The 16,162-nt window shown below is 67.2% G+C and carries 12 protein-coding genes and 5 pseudogenes; 7 read left to right on the plus strand and 10 right to left on the minus strand.

The annotated features are described in order from the left end of the window. Positions 1–392: 392 nt before the first annotated feature. Complete coding sequence (locus ACIBTS_RS46490) at positions 393–596, minus strand: hypothetical protein (RefSeq protein WP_399327660.1); 204 nt, start codon at positions 594–596, stop codon at positions 393–395. Between the two features lie 140 nt (positions 597–736). Here ACIBTS_RS46490 and ACIBTS_RS46495 point away from each other — a divergent pair. Continuing rightward, positions 737–904 (plus strand): annotated as a pseudogene (locus tag ACIBTS_RS46495) (pyridoxal phosphate-dependent aminotransferase); the annotation flags it as partial. Between the two features lie 5 nt (positions 905–909). Here the strand turns inward: ACIBTS_RS46495 and ACIBTS_RS46500 are convergent. Then, a pseudogene (locus tag ACIBTS_RS46500) lies at positions 910–1,038 on the minus strand (IS5/IS1182 family transposase); the annotation flags it as partial. A gap of 67 nt (positions 1,039–1,105) precedes the next feature. Further along, positions 1,106–1,383, minus strand: a pseudogene (locus ACIBTS_RS46505) (hypothetical protein); the annotation flags it as partial. Positions 1,384–1,676: 293 nt separating this feature from the next. Between ACIBTS_RS46505 and ACIBTS_RS46510 the strand changes: the two are divergent. From ACIBTS_RS46510 to ACIBTS_RS46520, 3 genes and pseudogenes are all read left to right on the plus strand, one after another. After that, entirely contained in the window at positions 1,677–2,648 is a 972-nt protein-coding gene (locus ACIBTS_RS46510; RefSeq protein ID WP_399327603.1) for a TerC family protein, read from the plus strand. 36 nt (positions 2,649–2,684) lie between these two features. Beyond that, positions 2,685–3,002: pseudogene (locus ACIBTS_RS46515) on the plus strand (transposase); the annotation flags it as partial. A 77-nt stretch (positions 3,003–3,079) separates the two neighbouring features. Beyond that, positions 3,080–3,520, plus strand: coding sequence for a hypothetical protein (locus ACIBTS_RS46520; protein ID WP_399327604.1), 441 nt, complete (start codon positions 3,080–3,082; stop codon positions 3,518–3,520). 9 nt (positions 3,521–3,529) lie between these two features. Here the strand turns inward: ACIBTS_RS46520 and ACIBTS_RS46525 are convergent, their stop codons facing one another. The 5 genes from ACIBTS_RS46525 to ACIBTS_RS46545 form a co-directional block, all read right to left on the minus strand. Beyond that, entirely contained in the window at positions 3,530–4,117 is a 588-nt protein-coding gene (locus ACIBTS_RS46525) for a hypothetical protein (protein WP_399327606.1), read from the minus strand. Further along, positions 4,114–5,172, minus strand: a complete 1,059-nt coding sequence (locus ACIBTS_RS46530) for a transposase (protein ID WP_399327608.1) — start codon at positions 5,170–5,172, stop codon at positions 4,114–4,116. Before ACIBTS_RS46530 ends, ACIBTS_RS46525 begins: the two co-directional genes overlap by 4 nt. A gap of 15 nt (positions 5,173–5,187) precedes the next feature. Beyond that, positions 5,188–6,978 carry a reverse transcriptase domain-containing protein gene (locus tag ACIBTS_RS46535; RefSeq protein WP_399327611.1) on the minus strand — a complete coding sequence of 597 codons (1,791 nt, stop codon included), beginning with the start codon at positions 6,976–6,978 and terminating at the stop codon, positions 5,188–5,190. Positions 6,979–7,553: 575 nt separating this feature from the next. Beyond that, positions 7,554–9,023: a group II intron reverse transcriptase/maturase gene (ltrA, locus tag ACIBTS_RS46540; protein ID WP_399327613.1), complete on the minus strand. Its 1,470-nt coding sequence runs from the start codon at positions 9,021–9,023 to the stop codon at positions 7,554–7,556. A gap of 516 nt (positions 9,024–9,539) precedes the next feature. Continuing rightward, entirely contained in the window at positions 9,540–10,331 is a 792-nt protein-coding gene (locus ACIBTS_RS46545; protein WP_399327615.1) for an ISL3 family transposase, read from the minus strand. 233 nt (positions 10,332–10,564) lie between these two features. Between ACIBTS_RS46545 and ACIBTS_RS46550 the strand changes: the two genes are divergently transcribed. Further along, positions 10,565–10,720 (plus strand): hypothetical protein, encoded by a 156-nt coding sequence (locus ACIBTS_RS46550; RefSeq protein WP_399327617.1) that lies wholly within the window; start codon positions 10,565–10,567, stop codon positions 10,718–10,720. Between the two features lie 657 nt (positions 10,721–11,377). After that, positions 11,378–13,816, plus strand: a complete 2,439-nt coding sequence (locus tag ACIBTS_RS46555) for a SpoIIE family protein phosphatase (RefSeq protein WP_399327619.1) — start codon at positions 11,378–11,380, stop codon at positions 13,814–13,816. A 142-nt stretch (positions 13,817–13,958) separates the two neighbouring features. On the opposite strand, the pseudogene ACIBTS_RS46560 reads toward ACIBTS_RS46555, so the two are convergent. Beyond that, positions 13,959–14,455: pseudogene (locus ACIBTS_RS46560) on the minus strand (sugar ABC transporter substrate-binding protein); the annotation flags it as partial. Between the two features lie 141 nt (positions 14,456–14,596). Between ACIBTS_RS46560 and ACIBTS_RS46565 the strand changes: the two are divergent. Then, positions 14,597–15,493, plus strand: coding sequence for a LysR substrate-binding domain-containing protein (locus tag ACIBTS_RS46565; RefSeq protein WP_399327621.1), 897 nt, complete (start codon positions 14,597–14,599; stop codon positions 15,491–15,493). 55 nt (positions 15,494–15,548) lie between these two features. Here the strand turns inward: ACIBTS_RS46565 and ACIBTS_RS46570 are convergent, their stop codons facing one another. Beyond that, positions 15,549–16,160: a transposase gene (locus tag ACIBTS_RS46570; RefSeq protein ID WP_399327623.1), complete on the minus strand. Its 612-nt coding sequence runs from the start codon at positions 16,158–16,160 to the stop codon at positions 15,549–15,551. Positions 16,161–16,162: the final 2 nt, after the last annotated feature.

The raw sequence follows: 16,162 nt of genomic DNA on the forward strand, positions 1-16,162 counted from the left end.
ACTTCAGAACCAGTGAAGTCAGGATGATCAAGAGATCGCAGAGTGGCTCACTTTTCATCCGCCGTCCGTGGCCCTCGTTTCACCCGTTGCCGAGACTCCCGGCACGTCGGTGACGGAGAACCTGATCCGGGCCATCCCAGCGGACACCCGCACGCCCTGGATCGTGACCTGGCTCCAGTTGGAGCTCCGCTGATTCAGGTCGGCCGCGGTCGTCCTCCCGTCGGACGTGATGGACATGGCGGCGGCCGCGGCAGGATCGGTCACCCCGTTTTTTGATGGTCGCGGTCAGGTCGTAGACACCGTCCGAAAGGGGGACGTCCTGGGAGGCGGCCGCCGAGAACTGCGTGGAACTGGCGAACGCCAGATGGAAGTTGCCGACGCGTCCGCTCGTGTCAGCCTGGTTGATGATCGCGGACGTCGTCCTCGAGTAGGTCCACCCCTGGACTGGCGAGACGGCGACCCTGGTCGGCCTCGAAGCTGGGATTGAGGACGTGGTTGTTCTTCTTGCCCACCTTCCACTCCCCCGTCACCGCATTCAGCCGCCAGTCGCTGAGGAAGTGGAACCGAAGGTCGTCCCCGGAACCCGTGATCGGCATCCACTGGTTGTAGCCGATCCCGTTCCCGGCGAAGTCGGCTCAGCGGTCCCCTGCTGTAGATGACGAGGTCGTTCTTCGTGCCGTGGACCGTGATGAAGAATCCGGTCTGCGTCACGTAGCTGTAGTCAAACTCCGTACCGGGAAGGGGCGACGACCCCGCGGCCGTCTTCCTCGACCGCGGCAGGGTCGCCCTCAACTCCGGTCCCTCCTTCGGAACCGGCGGCGCAGGACACGTACGGCTCAACCTGGGCACCTCCCCCGAACTGATCACCGAGGCGATCCACCGCATGGCCACGGCCCTGAACTGAGAAGAGGTTGCTGCGGTCTCATCCGCTATGCGCTTGGCGAGATCGTCGATCGATGCGACGTGGATCATGGCTTCGGAGCTGACGGGGAGGGTCTCGTGGTCGCAGACGAGCCAGCGGTGCATCATGATCCGACCTGTTGGGTCGGCCGCGCGGTGAGGTTCCCGCTGGGCAGGTCCTGTTCGCCGGATGGCTAGGAAACCATCATGTCTGGTTCGGCGGGGGGGGGTGCCCATGGTACGCAGGCCGGTGGCCCGGGCGGCCCGGATCCGGCCGTGGTAGCGCCGCTATGCAGGCGGATGCGCTGGTCAGCTCGTTTCGCCAGTCCCAGTTCGCAGCGATCCACAGGTGTATGCGGCTGCGTGCAGCAGCCGATAGCGCTGCTTCTTCGGCTCGGCTGCTGCCAGTTCGCCCTCCAGCAACAGGATGTGTGTCCAGGCGAGCAGGTCGAGGGGTGGCAGGGACAGCTCCAGCCACGCCCGCATCATGTTCATCGGCGTCGCAAAACCGTCTTGGCCTGCGACAAACCTGGCCGACATCGCTGATCATGATCGGCGTGCAACCCACGACACTGGACTCGCCCAGCCGGCCCGACCGCGCCTGGGCCCAGAGTCGACGCGCCTTCCTACCGCGGTACTACTCAGCACTGCCTTATTCGGTCCCGCGGTGCCTATGACATGCGCGTTTCCCCACCTAGTTTGACGGCAGGGTCACACATGCCGCGTCCCCGATGTGATCCGGGCAAGCCTTCCACCCCGACCAGGAGCACCGTCCGATGCATGTCTCCCTTACCATCTGGCTGCTGACCGTCGCCGCCCTGTGCGCGCTCGTCGCCGTCGACTTCCTCATCGGGCGCCGGCCCCACGACGTGTCGATCAAGGAGGCCGCGACCTGGTCCGTCGTGTGGGTAGCCCTGGCCTGTCTCTTCGGCCTGGGGCTCCTGCTCCAAGGCGGCACGGGGCCCACCGGGGAGTTCTTCGCCGGCTACATCACCGAGAAGTCGCTGAGCGTCGACAACCTCTTCGTCTTCGTCCTGATCATGGGCAAGTTCGCGGTGCCCTCGCAGTACCAGCAGCGGGTGCTGATGGTCGGCGTCCTGATGGCCCTCGTCCTGCGCGCCGGGTTCATCGCGGCGGGCGCGGCCATCATCTCCGTCTTCTCCTGGGTGTTCTACCTCTTCGGTGCCTTCCTGATCTGGACGGCCTGGAAGCTCGTCCAGGACGCGCGCAAGCAGGAGCACGAGGAGGAGTACCAGGAGAACAAGCTGCTCAAGACGGTGGAGAAGCGTTTCGGCGTCGCCGACCGCTACCACGGCACCAAGCTGTTCATCACCGAGAACGGCAAGCGCGTGATGACACCCATGCTGGTCGTGATGCTGGCGATCGGCTCCACCGACGTGCTGTTCGCCCTGGACTCCATCCCCGCGATCTACGGCCTCACCCAGGACCCGTACATCGTCTTCACCGCCAACGCCTTCGCGCTGATGGGGCTGCGCCAGCTGTACTTCCTCATCGGCGGCCTGCTGAAGAAGCTGGTCCACCTCAGCTACGGTCTCTCGATCATCCTCGGCTTCATCGGCGTCAAACTCGTCCTGCACGCCCTGCACGAGTCCGGCGTCCACGTCCCGCAGATCGGCATCCCCTTCTCGCTCGGCTTCATCGTCCTGGTCCTGGCGATCACCACCGTCACCAGCCTGCGCGCCACCAAGATCAAGGCGACCGCGGTGGGGCAGGAGTCCGCACCCTAGGGTCCGTCGTCAAATGATCTTGAGTGGTGGTTGCCCGTGTCGTCGCGTGGGCGCAAGCGGCTGGACGACCGCAGGGGCCTCAACGGGATCGTGTGGAAGTTCCGTACAGGCACGGCCTGGCGGGACGTGCCCGAGCGGTACGGGCCGTGGGCCACGCGTGGGCGGCGGACGGCACGGATGCTCCGCGCCGCCCAGTCCCGCGCGGACGCCGCCGGGGACATCGACTGGCTGGTGTCGGTCGACTCCACGATCGTCCGCGCCCACCAGCATGCCGCCGGCACCCAAAAAGAGGGCTCCGCAACCCGGCCGGCCCTCGGACGCTCCCGAGGCGGCCTGACCAGCAAGATTCACCTTCACCGTCCCCGCCCGCAAGGCTCGCCGCCCTCGACCTGGCTACCGGCAAGATCTCCTACCGGAGCCAAGCGCTAGCGGTGGCGGTGGCGGTGGCGGTGGCGCGGGTTCCTGGGCCTGCTCAAGACCCCTGCGCTCCCGTTGGCCCTGGGAGAAGCTGTACATCGTGGGACAGCATCTCTCCGCACAAACACATCGAGGTCCGCGCCTGGGCCGCCGCCAACGACGTCGAGCTGGTCTTCCTGCCGACCTACGGCTCGGGGCTGCACTGGATCGAGTCGGAGTTCGTGGCCTTGCGTTACTTCGCGCTGAACGGTACCGATCACCACACCCACGACGAGCAGAACGCCGCAATCGCCGCCTACATCCGCTGGCTGCCAGAGCCCGAACCAACCACACCTCGTGTCTTGGGAGTAGACGAGTTCGCGCTGCGCAAGGGGCACAACTACGGCACGATCCTGATCGACATCGAGACCCGTCAGCCATCGACCTGCTGCCGGACCGGACCACGACGACGGTAGCAAGGTGGCTTACCGATCACCCCTGGTGTCGAAGTGATCTGCAGAAATCGCTCGACCTCTTTTGCCGAGGCCGGGCGTATCGGCGCCCCCGAAGCAGTCCATGTCGCGGATCGCTGGCACATCTGGTCCAACCTTGCCGAGGCCGTCGAGAAGACCGTCGTCCAGCACCGTGCTCTTCTCCGTGAACCGCATGACTCCGCCGCCACACCGATCAGCGCGGCCATGAAGACGATGGAACTCGAACCGCACACCGAGCCGGGGCCGCGGACAGCAGGCCGCCTGTCCAACCGAATCCGGGAACAGCACGCGGCCGTCCATGCCCTCCTCGGCAAGGGAGTTGGGCTGGGTGTCGTCGCTGGCCATGCCCGTCAGCGGTTCGGCAGGGGTCATAGCCGCCCTCGGCGTCCTCGCGCCGCTGGCCAGCCCCCGTTTCACGGACGTACTGGCACCACTGTCCAATGCCGCGGCGGCGATCAGCGCCAGCGCGCGGGACGCGGATTTCGAGACGCCCACCGACATGTGTCGGCGTCGGCTGAACTCGGGTTCTGGATCACTTTCAGTGCCGGAGCCACGGAGGGTCACCACAACCGCGATCATGAACGGCCTCGCGCGCTGAGGAGGACCCGCTTGCGGAGCAGGTCGAAGTTGGCGCGGCCGAACATCTGACGCTTGAGCATCTTGATCTTGTTGTTGTGGCCCTCGACGGCGCCGGAGCTGTAGCGGAGGCTGAGCCCGGCGACGACGGCGTCCAGGTCCTGGCCGAGGCCGGTGACGAAGCCGTGCAGGGCGGGCACGTCGTCAGCCTGCACCCGTTCTATCCATTGACCGAGTTCCCGGCCCCGGCGGTCGTTCATCAACTCGGCGAAGGCGCGGACGTGTTCGGCGGTTCGGTCGAGGGCGGGGCAGCGGGTGAGAATCTGCTTGAGCTGCCGGGCCTGGTCGTCGTCGAGCCGGTCGGGGCGGCGGGTGATCCAGCTGGTCACGTCGCGCACAGACGGCGCTTTGCGGGGCGGATCGTCGTGTGGGAAGGCTTCACGGAGCCGTTGGACGTACCTCTTCACCACGCTCTCGCCGCCGGGGTAGCCGCGCTCGCGAACTTCCTCGAACAGTCGGCGGGCCACGGTGCAGCCTTCGGTCCACCGCTGATGCAGATGGGACTTGTAGGGGTCGAGGATGCTGGTCCGGCCGGTCCACCGTCCGACCAGGAGCTCGTCTGCGGTGGCCGCATTGGCGAGCCGGCGGACGGTGTTGCGGGCCAAGCCCAGTCGTCGGGCGATCGGCCGCAGCCCGAGCCCCTCGTCCAGCAGGGCGTGGACGGCCGCGTGCTGCTCACGCACCCGGTCGGACAGACGGCCCGACTGCCGTGGTTCATCCGGGGAAGGCGGCGCAGGCTCCGGGCTCTCCAGGGGCTCGGCGGCGCGGACCCGGGCAGTGTTCTCCGGCTTGCGCAGCAGGGCGCGGTGCTGGATGACTGTCTTCTCGACGGCCTCAGCCAGGTTGATGGGTCGGACCGGGGCGCCCTGCCGGGATTGCTCCCGGTGGGTTTCCCCGGCCCGCCCGCCGAGTGAAGTAGGCCGCCGACGAGGTGCCCGTGGCTCGGGTCCTTTTCCGACGGCCCCTTCCCGAACCGGACGGGCCCGATTTCCAGGCATCCGGCTCTCCAGTGATCATTTCCGAAGTGGTGCGGTGGGACGTCCCGCGTGGATGTCTTCATGACAGCGGCGGCAGATCACGAGGGTCTTGCGCCGTCGCATCGCCATCAGATGGACCCATGCGGGCCTTTCCCGGCGTCCGGGCCGGTTGAGATCAGCGAGCTTGCGGACGTGGTGGACCTCAAGGTTCGTCCGTGTCTCGCAGATCTCGCAGCACTCGGCGAGGAGCCTGTGGATCAGCTCGTTGCGCTTCATGCTGGCCATGACCGGCCGTGTGTCGGCGAGTACTGCCGTGCGCTGCCGCTTGAGCGAGATCCCGCCGAAGCGGGCGACCAGCGGCTTCTTCCCCTCATCGCGGGGGACGGTGACCTGGATGCAGCGGCGTGGTCCGTCAGGTGTCTCGATGGTGCTCTTGTACTTCCGGGACATCTTCGTGACCGTCGACCGGTGCTTCCCGGCCAGAGTCTTCAGCATCGACGTCTCCATGACCCACTGGAGACGGCCCAGGCGGAACACGTCCTGGGCGAGGAGGTAGTACTGGACCAGCCCCCGGAACTCGGCCTGGTACTTCGCAACGATCGTGAAGTCTTCGTCATGAAGCAGCGGGCCTCGTTGTGCGGGCTTTCCCTTGCTCATGTAGAGCGCACATTTCTGCCTGATCATCTGTCGGGGCACGAAGAGTCCGATGGCACCGTTGACCGCCCGGCGCTGCCGCGTGATCTTGGTGTCGGCGTGCTGGACTCGGATCTCGTAGCCGAGGAAGTGCGCCGCCTGGCTGGCGGCATGGGTGATCAGTGTCTTGGACTCGGACAGTTCGAGCTTGAGCTCGTCGCGCAGGAACGTCCGTATCCTCGACTTGATCTCCTCGGCCTCGCGCTTGGGACCGGCGAATCCCAGCAGCCAGTCGTCGGCGTAACGGACGTAACGTAATCGCCGGTAGTCCGGATCGTTGGGGTCCTGGCTCGGCAGGGTGCGGCGGCGGAGCCGAAGCTCCCGGACCGCATCCCGGTCACCGTGCCGCTTGGCCCGCTGGATCGCGTACTCGACGACCTGGTACTCCCGGTTGGGGCGCCGGCGCCGGCCGTGGTTGTACTCGGGCAGGAGAGACTGTTCGATGAACTGGTCAAGCCGGTCAAGGTAGATGTTCGAGAGGATCGGGGAGGCCACCCCGCCCTGCGGCGCACCGCTGAGCGTGGCGTTCCATCGCCAGTCCTCCAGGTATCCGGCCTTGAGCATGTGGCTGATCAGCCGCAGGAACCGGCCATCGTGGATCTTCTCCGCCAGGATCGACAGCATCACTTCGTGATCGAGGCTGCCGAAGCAGTCGGAGATGTCCCCTTCGATGAACCAGTGCGTTCCCTTCCAGACCTCCACGACCTCGCTGAGCGCGGTGTGGCAGCCTCGTCGGGGACGGAAACCGTGGGAACGGTCGGAGAACTGGACGTCGTAGTACGCCTCAAGCAGCAGGCGGACCACCTCGGCGACCAGCTTGTCCGACCAGGGCGGCAGACCTAACGGGCGCTTCTTCGTTGATCCTTTCTTCTCGATGTAGACCCGCCGGGCCGGAGACCACCGGTAGCGCTCGGCGCGCAAGGCGTCGATGATGCTGCCGATCTTCTCCAGTGACATGCCGTCCGCGGTTTCCCTGGTGACCCCTGGCGTCATCGCACCCGTGTTGGCGTAGATCCGCCCGTAGGCCATCAAGTACAGCTGTGGGTTGAACAGTTGCCGATACAGCCTCTCGATCGGCAGTCCCCTCTCTCCGCGCTTGCGGATGATGTCCAGCACCGTTTCGGCGGTCTGCATTACGCATGCCTCCCTTCGCTGAACTTCTCGATCACCTGTGCCCCTTCGCCCTTGTTCCGGCTCTCCCGGACCTCTCGGCAGGTCGTGACTCCCGCGACTACTACGGGCACTCCGTCGCCATAGGGCTCGCGCCCCGTAGGCGATCCCGTGGTACGTCTTCGCTGTACGTATCGAGCACGACGTAGGCCGCCCACTCATCTCCTTGACCGCCCTCGCTGGGCGACGCCCCGCGTCACGGAGGTTGCCCGGCCCCACAGGTTCAAGGCCCGGCATGACGCGGCATCGGTTACAGGTGTCGTTCCGACGGGTGCGCACTCTCACCACTGGAGATTGGGCTTCAAGCAATCCAGCCTTGGCCATATCGCGCGGGTCTCGCGGCACCCCGCCCCCGGACACCTCCGGACGGCCACCGCTTCCCTGACATGCTCTTGTCCCCTCGCGCTTTCGCGTCCAGGTAAGTCAGGCGACCCAAGAACCTCCCTCCGAGTTCATCCCGACTGCGTCGGGGATACAACGAAGCGCCTCACGGCGCACACCCGGCGTGCCCGTCTCCGAGCACCGGGCTCTCCACGAGATCATGCCGTTGGTGTCGGGCCGGTCAGGGCGGCCGGCCAAGGGGTGGGGATGCTGTTGCCCCGGTAGCGATACCGAGTGATCGGCACTTTGCCGAGGTGGAACAGTCTGATCCCCTCCAACTCGATGTCTTTCCATTGTCCTTGCGGAGTCCGGAACCATCGCCGGATGGACTTCCAGTTCGTGCGGTGCCGGTGCATCACCCAGCGGATGACCCGCCACCACACGAAGGTGTGCAGGGTCTGCATGGTGTGCTTGGCGACCGCGTGCCGGAAGTAGTTGGCCCAGCCGCGCAGGATCCGGTTGATCTGGATCAGCGCGATCTTGTAGTCGAGATGTGACAGCTTCTGGGTCAGTTGCTTGATCTTCCGCTTCAGCGTCGCGACTGGCTTGTCGGCGATGAACGTGTAGACGTGCCAACTGTCCGTTCCGCGCTTGCGCATCCAGACGATGCGAAAGCCCAGGAAGTCGAACCCGTCCGCAAGGTGGACTATCCGGGTCTTGGCCGGTGACAGCACGAGGCCCATCGGCGCCAGAACCGAACTCACCTGTTCGCGAAGGTCTTCGACGTGCTCCTTGGTGCCGTGGACCATGATGACGAAGTCGTCCGCGTAGCGGACCAGTCGCCAGGTCGGCAGGCCCCGGTGGCGCCGTCGTTCGCGATCCTGTCGACTGGCCATCGCGGTTGCCCACTGCTCGGCGGCGAAGTCGTCGAGCACAGACAGTGCGATGTTGGCCAACAGGGGCGATAGGATGCCTCCTTGCGGAGTCCCGGAGATGGCCTCGTCCCGTTCGCCCAGCTCGGTCATGATCCCGGCTTTGAGGAACGCCTTCACCAGCGCCAGCACCCGCTTGTCCTTCACCCGCGATCGAACACGGTCCATCAGGGCCGTGTGGTCGATGCGGTCGAAACACGCCTCGATATCCGCGTCCAGCGCCCAGCGATAGCCCTGGGAGCCGAACAGATGGATCTCGGCGATCGCGTCGTGCGCACGCCGGTTGGGCCGGAACCCGTACGAGCACGGACGGAAGTCCGCCTCGAAGATCGGTTCCAGGACCAGCTTCAACGCGGCCTGCACCACCCGGTCCGCAATGGTCGGGATCCCCAGCCGGCGCAGCTTCCCGCCCGCTTTGGGGATCATCCGCTCACGCGTCGGCATTGGCCGAAAGACCCCTGCCCGCAGCTGAGAGCGGATGTGGTCCAGATACGCTTCCGCCCCGGCCGCACGCACGTGGTCGGCGTGAACGCCGTCCACGCCCGCCGTCCGGGCCCCGGTATTGCCTGCGACCCGTTCGAACGCCATCACCAAGGTGGCAGGGTCACAGATGAAGTTGAACACATCGTCGAACCGGAAGCCGCGATCGGCTGCCGCCCAACGGTGCAGTTTGACCTGCATCCTCCGTACCCGCAGCTCAGCGAAATCGGCCACTGGCCACGCGACCGGGCCATCCACCCCGGATTCTCCGGACATTGCAGAACCTCCCTTGCGATCTCGCTGCCGCCCTTCCCCATGTGCCGGGCTCTCCCCGGCTCGGAGTACTACGGCGGCTCCGCCCCTCCCACAGCCTGGTCGACAGACGGTGTGCCCAGCCCGGCTCGCCTGTGCTGGAAGCGTCGGGAGCGGGCAAGGCTGGGGAGGTTCCCGTGTTCACTGATTGATCGCTCGTCGGAGTAGGCACCCGGCTATACCCCCGCGGCATCGCCACGGCTACCCCGCAGCACTTCACCGTGGCCTCCCCGATCGTCTGGAAAACAACGACCCGAGAGTTGCCCGCCATGGCACAAGGCGAGCATGCACCGCTACCAGCCCAGATCCGCCAGGTTCGAGCTGATGGCACCTTAGGAGGCTTCAACCACCGGTTCCTCTCGTATACCTCTCCGTCTTGCTTGCCGGACCCGCACCATCTGGCAGTGCTGACACGTCCCGGCTTCGTCGGGGCCGCTTGCCACCCTCCCCGGCACCTCCCGGATCAGGCTGCCCCCAGCTTCACCGCCCTGCTGCGACAGGACGGAGGCGAAGGTCTCCCACCTCCACTCGATCAATCAGCGCCTCACGGCGCACTTTCCAGATGTGCCACCGGTCCGCGACGTGAATCGCGTCCGGGGCGCCGAGTCGTCCGGCCTCGGCGTATGCGGTGGACCGGTCACGGCAGATCACCTCGACGCCGGGGTGGTCGGCGAGCCAGGCGGCCACCGTCGCCGTGGCCCGGTCGGGCAGCAGATCAACCGGACGGCGCGTGTCGATGTCCACCAGGATCGTGCCGTAGTTGTGTCCCTTGCGCAGGGCGAACTCGTCCACCCCAAGCACCCGCGGCGTGTGTACTTCGGGCTCCGGCAGGTGGCGTATCAGCCGCAGGAGCGTCGACCGGCTCGCCCTGACCGCGAGCGTGTTCGCCAGGCGGGTGCCGGCCCGGCCCGCCAGCATCACCGCTACCTGTTGCAGCACCGTCTGCAACCCGGAGCTTCGCCGTCCGTGCCGGAAGGTGAGTCCGTCGACCTGCTCGGCGAACGTGGTCCGTCTGCAGGCGCGGTCGCGGCAGCGGAACCGCCGGACCTGTAACTCGATCTCCACGGGACGCCCGGCGACTGCAGTGTCAGCAAGACGGCGTACGTATCGGCTGTGCACTCGGCCCGACGTCGTCCCGCAAGCGGGACACGCGGCCCGCTCTGCCGATGCGTGGGCCCGCACGAGCACCAACTCGCCGTCGACCACTGCGTTTTCGATCACTACGCCTTCGACCTGGTGAAACCACAGGTCCTGGAGGAGCACATCACCCATGGCCGTTCATGATCGCGGTTGTGGTGACCCTCCGTGGCTCCGGCACTGAAAGTGATCCAGAACCAGCGTTCAGCCGTCGTCGAGAACATGGAGTGACAGTCCCCAGGGCAGCTACGCGCGGTCGACTCTCCGAGGTGCTTCGGAGAGCATTTGCCAGCCGGCTGGATGTGGCCTGGGTCGAAGCCGCGGTGGCGAGGGCGGGGCCCGGGAGGCCTGCGTCAGGAGGGCCTGTCATGCCCGACCAGTGCCGAGGCGGGTGGCTCGCCCGGCTCATCGAGTTCGCTGCCTCAGGCGAGGGCGGGTGGCTGCCCGTGGTGATCAAAGTGACGCCCACCGACATCCAGGACCGCGACGCAGCCCGACGTGTTCTGGCCGTGTCCTCTACGTAGGTCTCCTCACGCTCCACGTGCACCTGGTGTGCAAAGCACGATGCGCTGATCATTCACCGCGTGGTGGCCTTGGTATCCCGTGTCAGTACCGGCTGACCGGTCACGGCCAGCGCAGCGTTCCCTCAGGCGTTACGGTGAAGGCCAGCGGCACACGCGGACGGGTTCCTCCAGCTTTCGGATCAGTACCGCTCCGCGGTCGCAACCGACACAGCAGGAGGCAAGGTGTCGGGTACAGCTACCGGGCCAGGGAACCACACCGAAGGCACGAAACCGGTGCGGCTGGGTGTGCCCGTGGCCCAGGACGAGGAACTCGACGGAGCCCAGGTGCTGCGGCTCGCCATGCGTCGAGCCGCCACTTTCCTCGATGGCGTCGGAGGTCTCGTCCACTGGCGGGGCCCTGAACCCGGCCGACCGCGGGTGGTGGCCGCTTGCGGGCAGGGCGTCGGATCACGGACAACTCTGCCCGAGGACGGGGCGTTCGCCCGGGCGATGCGGACAGGGTCCTTCGCCTGGGCAGCCGACAGCGGGATGGGGGGCACAGTCTTCGGGCTGGCTTCCGTGCCATTGCTCAGTGCCGACGGCCCTATCGGGGCACTCTCCGTCCTCACTACGACGCCTTGTGAACCAGACTCGCCGCACCGTGCCAGCCTTCAGCAGGTGGCGGACTGGGCCGCCCTGCAACTGGAGAACGGACCCAGCACCGCACCCGAGGGACAGTCGGCCGGTGCGCCGCACTTGATCGCCCCTTCCCTCGGCCGCCTGCTGCGGACGGTTCCCTTCCGGGACTGGGAATTCGACGTCGGCAGGGGCTCCATCGCATTCGGCGAACTGATCTCAGACCCGGCAGGCCACTGTCCGCGCGCACGGGGTGACCCCGCCGACTGGCTGAGGGTCATCACCGACATCCGTACGGCGATCGCTCTTGGGGCCCGCTACGACACCGAGTATCTCCTGCGGCAAGGCGACGGCACGCTCTCCCGGGCGCGGGCCCGCGGACGCCTTGTGCCGGGCGAACAGGGTGCGTCTGACCTGGTGGTGGGCGCGTTGTGGTGGGCCGGCCGGATCCCGCACCCGCACAGCCACGAAATGCAGACCCTGCAGACCATGCGCGAGGGACTCCTGACCGTCTCCGACGACTGGCGCACCACCTTCGTCAACGAGGAGGCGGAACGGGTCCTCGGCATAGACCACCGACTGATCGGCGGCGTTCTGTGGGACGGTCCCGTCGGCGCCGTACCCGGCCTGGAAAGCGTATGCCGACGCGCGGCCCAAGAGGGCAGACCCCTCAGCGTCGCACTGCCCTGGCCGAGCGGCCGAAGGCGTTTCCGCCTGCGGTGCGTCCCCACCCGGTCCAGCCGGGGCATGGCCATCCACCTCGCCGACGTAACGAAAGAGGACCTTCAGGGCACGGGCGAGGCGCTGCGCGAGGGTAGCGATGTCTCCGGCGCCGCGCGGGCCGCCGCACGATCCGTCCGGATGGAAGAGCTGACCGCGGCCCTGTCCGAAGCCGTCACCTCCAAGGATGTGGTGCAGGTCGTCGCCGAGCGGATCCTGCCACCGCTTGGGGCCGACAGGCTGTTGGTGGAGGTCCTCGGCGGCGACCACCTGCACATCGCGGGCGCGGCGGGATATCCGGAAGCTTTGCGGCTGGCAGCCACCGAGAAGAGGGCGATCGACCTTGTCGCCGCCGAGACGCTCAGCACGCGCACGCCCCGGTTCCTGGAGTCGACCGCGGAGTTCATCGAGTCCTTTCCCCAGCTGAGCAGCCTGGCTGCTGCCTCGATGAACAACGCCTGGGTCCTTCTCCCGCTCATCGCATCAGGGCGGGACATAGGCTGCTGCTTTGTCGCCTTCTCCCGGTCACGCTCCTTCCCTGATGACGAACGCACCCTGCTGACCGCGCTGAGCGGTCTGGTCGCCCAGGCTCTCGAGCGGGCCCGGCTGTATGACGTCGAACATACCCGCGCACAGGAACTCCAGCGCGGCCTGCTGCCCCGTGAGCTGCCCCGACTGGCGTCCGTCCAGGCGGCTGCCCGTTACCTGCCGGCCGGCCATGGCGCGGAAGTGGGCGGCGACTGGTACGACGTGATCCCGCTGTCCGCGGATCGTGTCGCCATGGTGATCGGCGACGTCATGGGCCATGGAATCACCGAAGCCGCCACCATGGGCCGACTCCGCACGGCGGTACGCACCCTCGCCGACCTCGAGATCGCCCCGGACGAGCTTCTGCACCACCTCAACGACATCGTCAGCGACCTCGGCGAGGACTCCTACGCGACCTGCCTGTACTCCGTGTTCGACCCCGTCGCCCGAACCCTGACGTACTCACTGGCCGGCCACCCCCCACCACTCATCGCCCATCCCGACGGCACGCTGCACTCCCCCGACGTGGACGGCGATCCGCCTCTGGGCGCCGCGAATCCGCCTTTCGGCACTCACCGGTTGAGTCTGCCTGAGGAGAGCCTGGTGGTGTTCTGGACCGATGGTCTGGTGGAGTCCGCCGCCCGGGACATGGATCAAGGGCTTGCCGAGCTCAAGCGGACTCTGAGCAAGGCCACTACAGGGATGAGGTACTTCTCCGCGGCACGCGAGGAGGGCGGGCACGAACGTCTGGAAGACCTGTGCGACAAGATCGTCTCCGCCCTCCTCCCTCATCAGGAACACACCAGGGACGACGCGGCCCTGCTCGTGGCCCACGCCCGGTGCACCGGCGCCCATGACATCGCCACCTGCAGCCTTACCGACGATCCCCGGGCAGCCAGCCAGGCCAGGGAGTACGTCCGTCGGCAACTGGCCGCCTGGAAACTGGATGATCTGGTGATGACCACCGAACTGATCGTCAGCGAACTGATCGGCAACGTCGTCAGGCACGCCAAAGGCCCCATCAGCCTGCGCCTGCTGCGTAGCCGCTCACTGATCTGCGAGGTGTACGACGCCAGTCTGACCACCCCACGCATCCGCCGGGCCGCATCGACCGACGAAGGCGGCCGCGGCCTCCACCTGATCGCCGCCCTCTCCCGGCGCTGGGGCGCGCGTTACCTTGACGACGGCAAGTGCATCTGGGCCGAACAGGACCTTCCCACACCCGGCGAGTGAGCAAGGGCACGGGGCCATGGCTGTCGTACCGCGCCATCGGGTGTCCGTCCTCCACGCTGCCCTGGGTGATCTCGATCGCCTCGTCGACGCGCCTCCAGCCCTCCAGCAGCTCGGCCGCGGCTATGACGGCCGTCCACCAGCGTCAGCCGAGGCTGTTGCCCCACAGAGACGGGTCGGTGCTCTTGAGGCTAGGGACGCCGCCGTACGTGCCGCCGTCAGCAGCGATGAGGGGGCGGAGAGCTGGTCCTCCAGGAGTCCGTCGCGCACCCGCACGACAGTGCTCTCGTGGTCGGTCTTGCCGGGCCGGAACGTCTTCCCGTCGATCGCGGCCTTCAGGTAGTACTTGGCGTAAAGGTCGACCGGCTGGGACACCGTGGCGCCGATGCTGCTCTTGGAGATGTGTGTGAGCTCTCCGGGGGCGCCGTCGTTGGAGACGACGAACACGTGCGGCTTGCCTTTCGGGCCGCCCAACTGCCCCTGCTGCTTGAGCACTTGGAGCGTCCCGGACAGGGCGAAGCTGGACTGCATGTAGATGCCCTTGATGTCCGGGTGGGTCGTCAGGTCGGTCTGGAGCTTCTCCGCGGCGACGGCTCCGTCCCAGTCGGTGCGGTCACGGCCGTTGATGGAGGAGAGGCTTCCTAGGCTGATGCGGGAGATTCGGCGGCTTCGGAATCCGTCGCCGTAGGAGAAAGATTCGCGGGGGCCGTCAGCTGAACTACCCGCCCACGCAGGGCGGCGAAAGCCGCCGCAGCGAGGGACATACGCCAACTCCGCTACGGCGTGCGTCTGGCGGAGACGCTGCATTTCGGCCGCGCCGCGCAACTGGAGCACATCGCGCAGTCCGCGTTCAGCGGACATGTGGCACGGCTGGAACGCGAACTCGGCGTCCAGCTCTTCGACCGCAGCCCGCACCGGGTCGCGCTGACCCCTGTGGGCGCGGCGTTCGTCGAACGGGCCCAGCAGATACTGGCGCAGCTGGCCGACGCGGCCGCCGAAGCGCTGACGTACTCGCCCACGCACCATCAGGTCCTGCGCATCGGCATGTTCGCCGAAGCCGCGGGGGAACTGACGCCAATGATCCTTTCCGTCTACCGCGAGCTGCGGCCGGACGTCCGGCTGGAGATCACCGAGCTGACCATGGTCGACCAGTTGGAGGAGCTGGTGTCGGACGAGGTGGACTTGACCATCATGCGAGCGCCCTTCGAGGACGACCGGATCAAGCTGCGGCCGATCTTCTCCGAGCCCCGCGTCGCCGCACTGCCCCGCTCGCACCCGCTGGCGGACGCGGCGAGCATCTCCGTGGACGATCTGCTGGACGAGCCGTTCGCGACCGCCGCCACCGGCGCACCGGCCGGCTGGGCCTCTTACTGGACGTGTGACGACCGCCGGGGCGAACAGAGCCGGGTCGCGACCCGGGTCCGGTCTGTGGGCGAGTTCTTGATGGCCATCTCCTGCCTTGGCGCAGTGGACACCTTTCCGCAGACCGCCGCCCGGCTTTCCCACCACTCCGGCGTTGCCTACGGGCCCCTGCCCGACGCGGCACCGAGCACCGTCGCCACCGCGGCGCGGCTCAGCGACCGGCGGGCGCACGTGCACGCCTTCGCTGTCGCGGTCGAGCGAGCGGTCGAGGGACATCTCACCGGAGTGCCCGGCGCCGTTCGGGCGCAGGCGGCCTGAGCCCTTCCGCCCGACGGGGTGATGACGGTCACGCCTTGTGTGCTGGCCAACCCCGTCATCTGCACCAGGTGCTGAGCAACGTGCTCTCGAGCGCCCTGGAGGTGTCACCAGACGGCGGCAGGATCACCGTGCCCGTGGGCTCCGGGGCTGGGGAAGAAACCAGGTCGGCCGCGCGCATCAGGCGGGCGACGCGTCTGCGTCCGACCGGCAGGCCGTCGGTCTCCCGCAGGCCGGCCTGGATGCGCGGGCCTTTGCACCCGGGCGGATGTGCTCTTCGAGCTCGCCGACGCGGTGCCGTGTGCCGGGTCCGGCCGCATCGCTCTCGTCCCTCGGGCCGGCGGACTCGGCTCTGTAGGCTCATCTCCATCCCCTCACTCTTCGCGGCACCGTCCTGGCGATGACTTGCCTCACCGCGCCGCAAGGATGAGGGCCACCAGTACTGCGGTACTGGTTCCCTGGCCGGATTCGGGGTCCACGGTGCCGGGGGTTCACGGAAAGCCGCCCATAGCGTGAGCACAGGGTCGATCAGGCCCGCTCTCGTAATGATCCCTCTCCTGGTGGGAGTACCTCCGTGGCCACCTTCCTGTACCGGCTTGGCCAGCTCGCCTTCCGGCGACGACGACTGTTCCTGACGTTGTGGATCGTCATGCTGGCCGCAGAAGGCCATCG

Source organism: Streptomyces sp. NPDC050121 (genome assembly GCF_044460385.1).
Lineage (GTDB): Bacteria > Actinomycetota > Actinomycetes > Streptomycetales > Streptomycetaceae > Streptomyces > Streptomyces soliscabiei.

Excerpts from the sequence above, each read along its gene's own strand:
- ACIBTS_RS46490 (WP_399327660.1), bottom strand. The coding sequence starts at position 596 with ATGCCGATCACGGGTTCCGGGGACGACCTTCGGTTCCACTTCCTCAGC.
- ACIBTS_RS46510 (WP_399327603.1), top strand. The coding sequence starts at position 1,677 with ATGCATGTCTCCCTTACCATCTGGCTGCTGACCGTCGCCGCCCTGTGC.
- ACIBTS_RS46525 (WP_399327606.1), bottom strand. The coding sequence starts at position 4,117 with ATGATCGCGGTTGTGGTGACCCTCCGTGGCTCCGGCACTGAAAGTGAT.
- ACIBTS_RS46530 (WP_399327608.1), bottom strand. The coding sequence starts at position 5,172 with ATGCCTGGAAATCGGGCCCGTCCGGTTCGGGAAGGGGCCGTCGGAAAA.
- ACIBTS_RS46535 (WP_399327611.1), bottom strand. The coding sequence starts at position 6,978 with ATGCAGACCGCCGAAACGGTGCTGGACATCATCCGCAAGCGCGGAGAG.
- ltrA (WP_399327613.1), bottom strand. The coding sequence starts at position 9,023 with ATGTCCGGAGAATCCGGGGTGGATGGCCCGGTCGCGTGGCCAGTGGCC.
- ACIBTS_RS46545 (WP_399327615.1), bottom strand. The coding sequence starts at position 10,331 with ATGGGTGATGTGCTCCTCCAGGACCTGTGGTTTCACCAGGTCGAAGGC.
- ACIBTS_RS46550 (WP_399327617.1), top strand. The coding sequence starts at position 10,565 with ATGCCCGACCAGTGCCGAGGCGGGTGGCTCGCCCGGCTCATCGAGTTC.
- ACIBTS_RS46570 (WP_399327623.1), bottom strand. The coding sequence starts at position 16,160 with ATGGCCTTCTGCGGCCAGCATGACGATCCACAACGTCAGGAACAGTCG.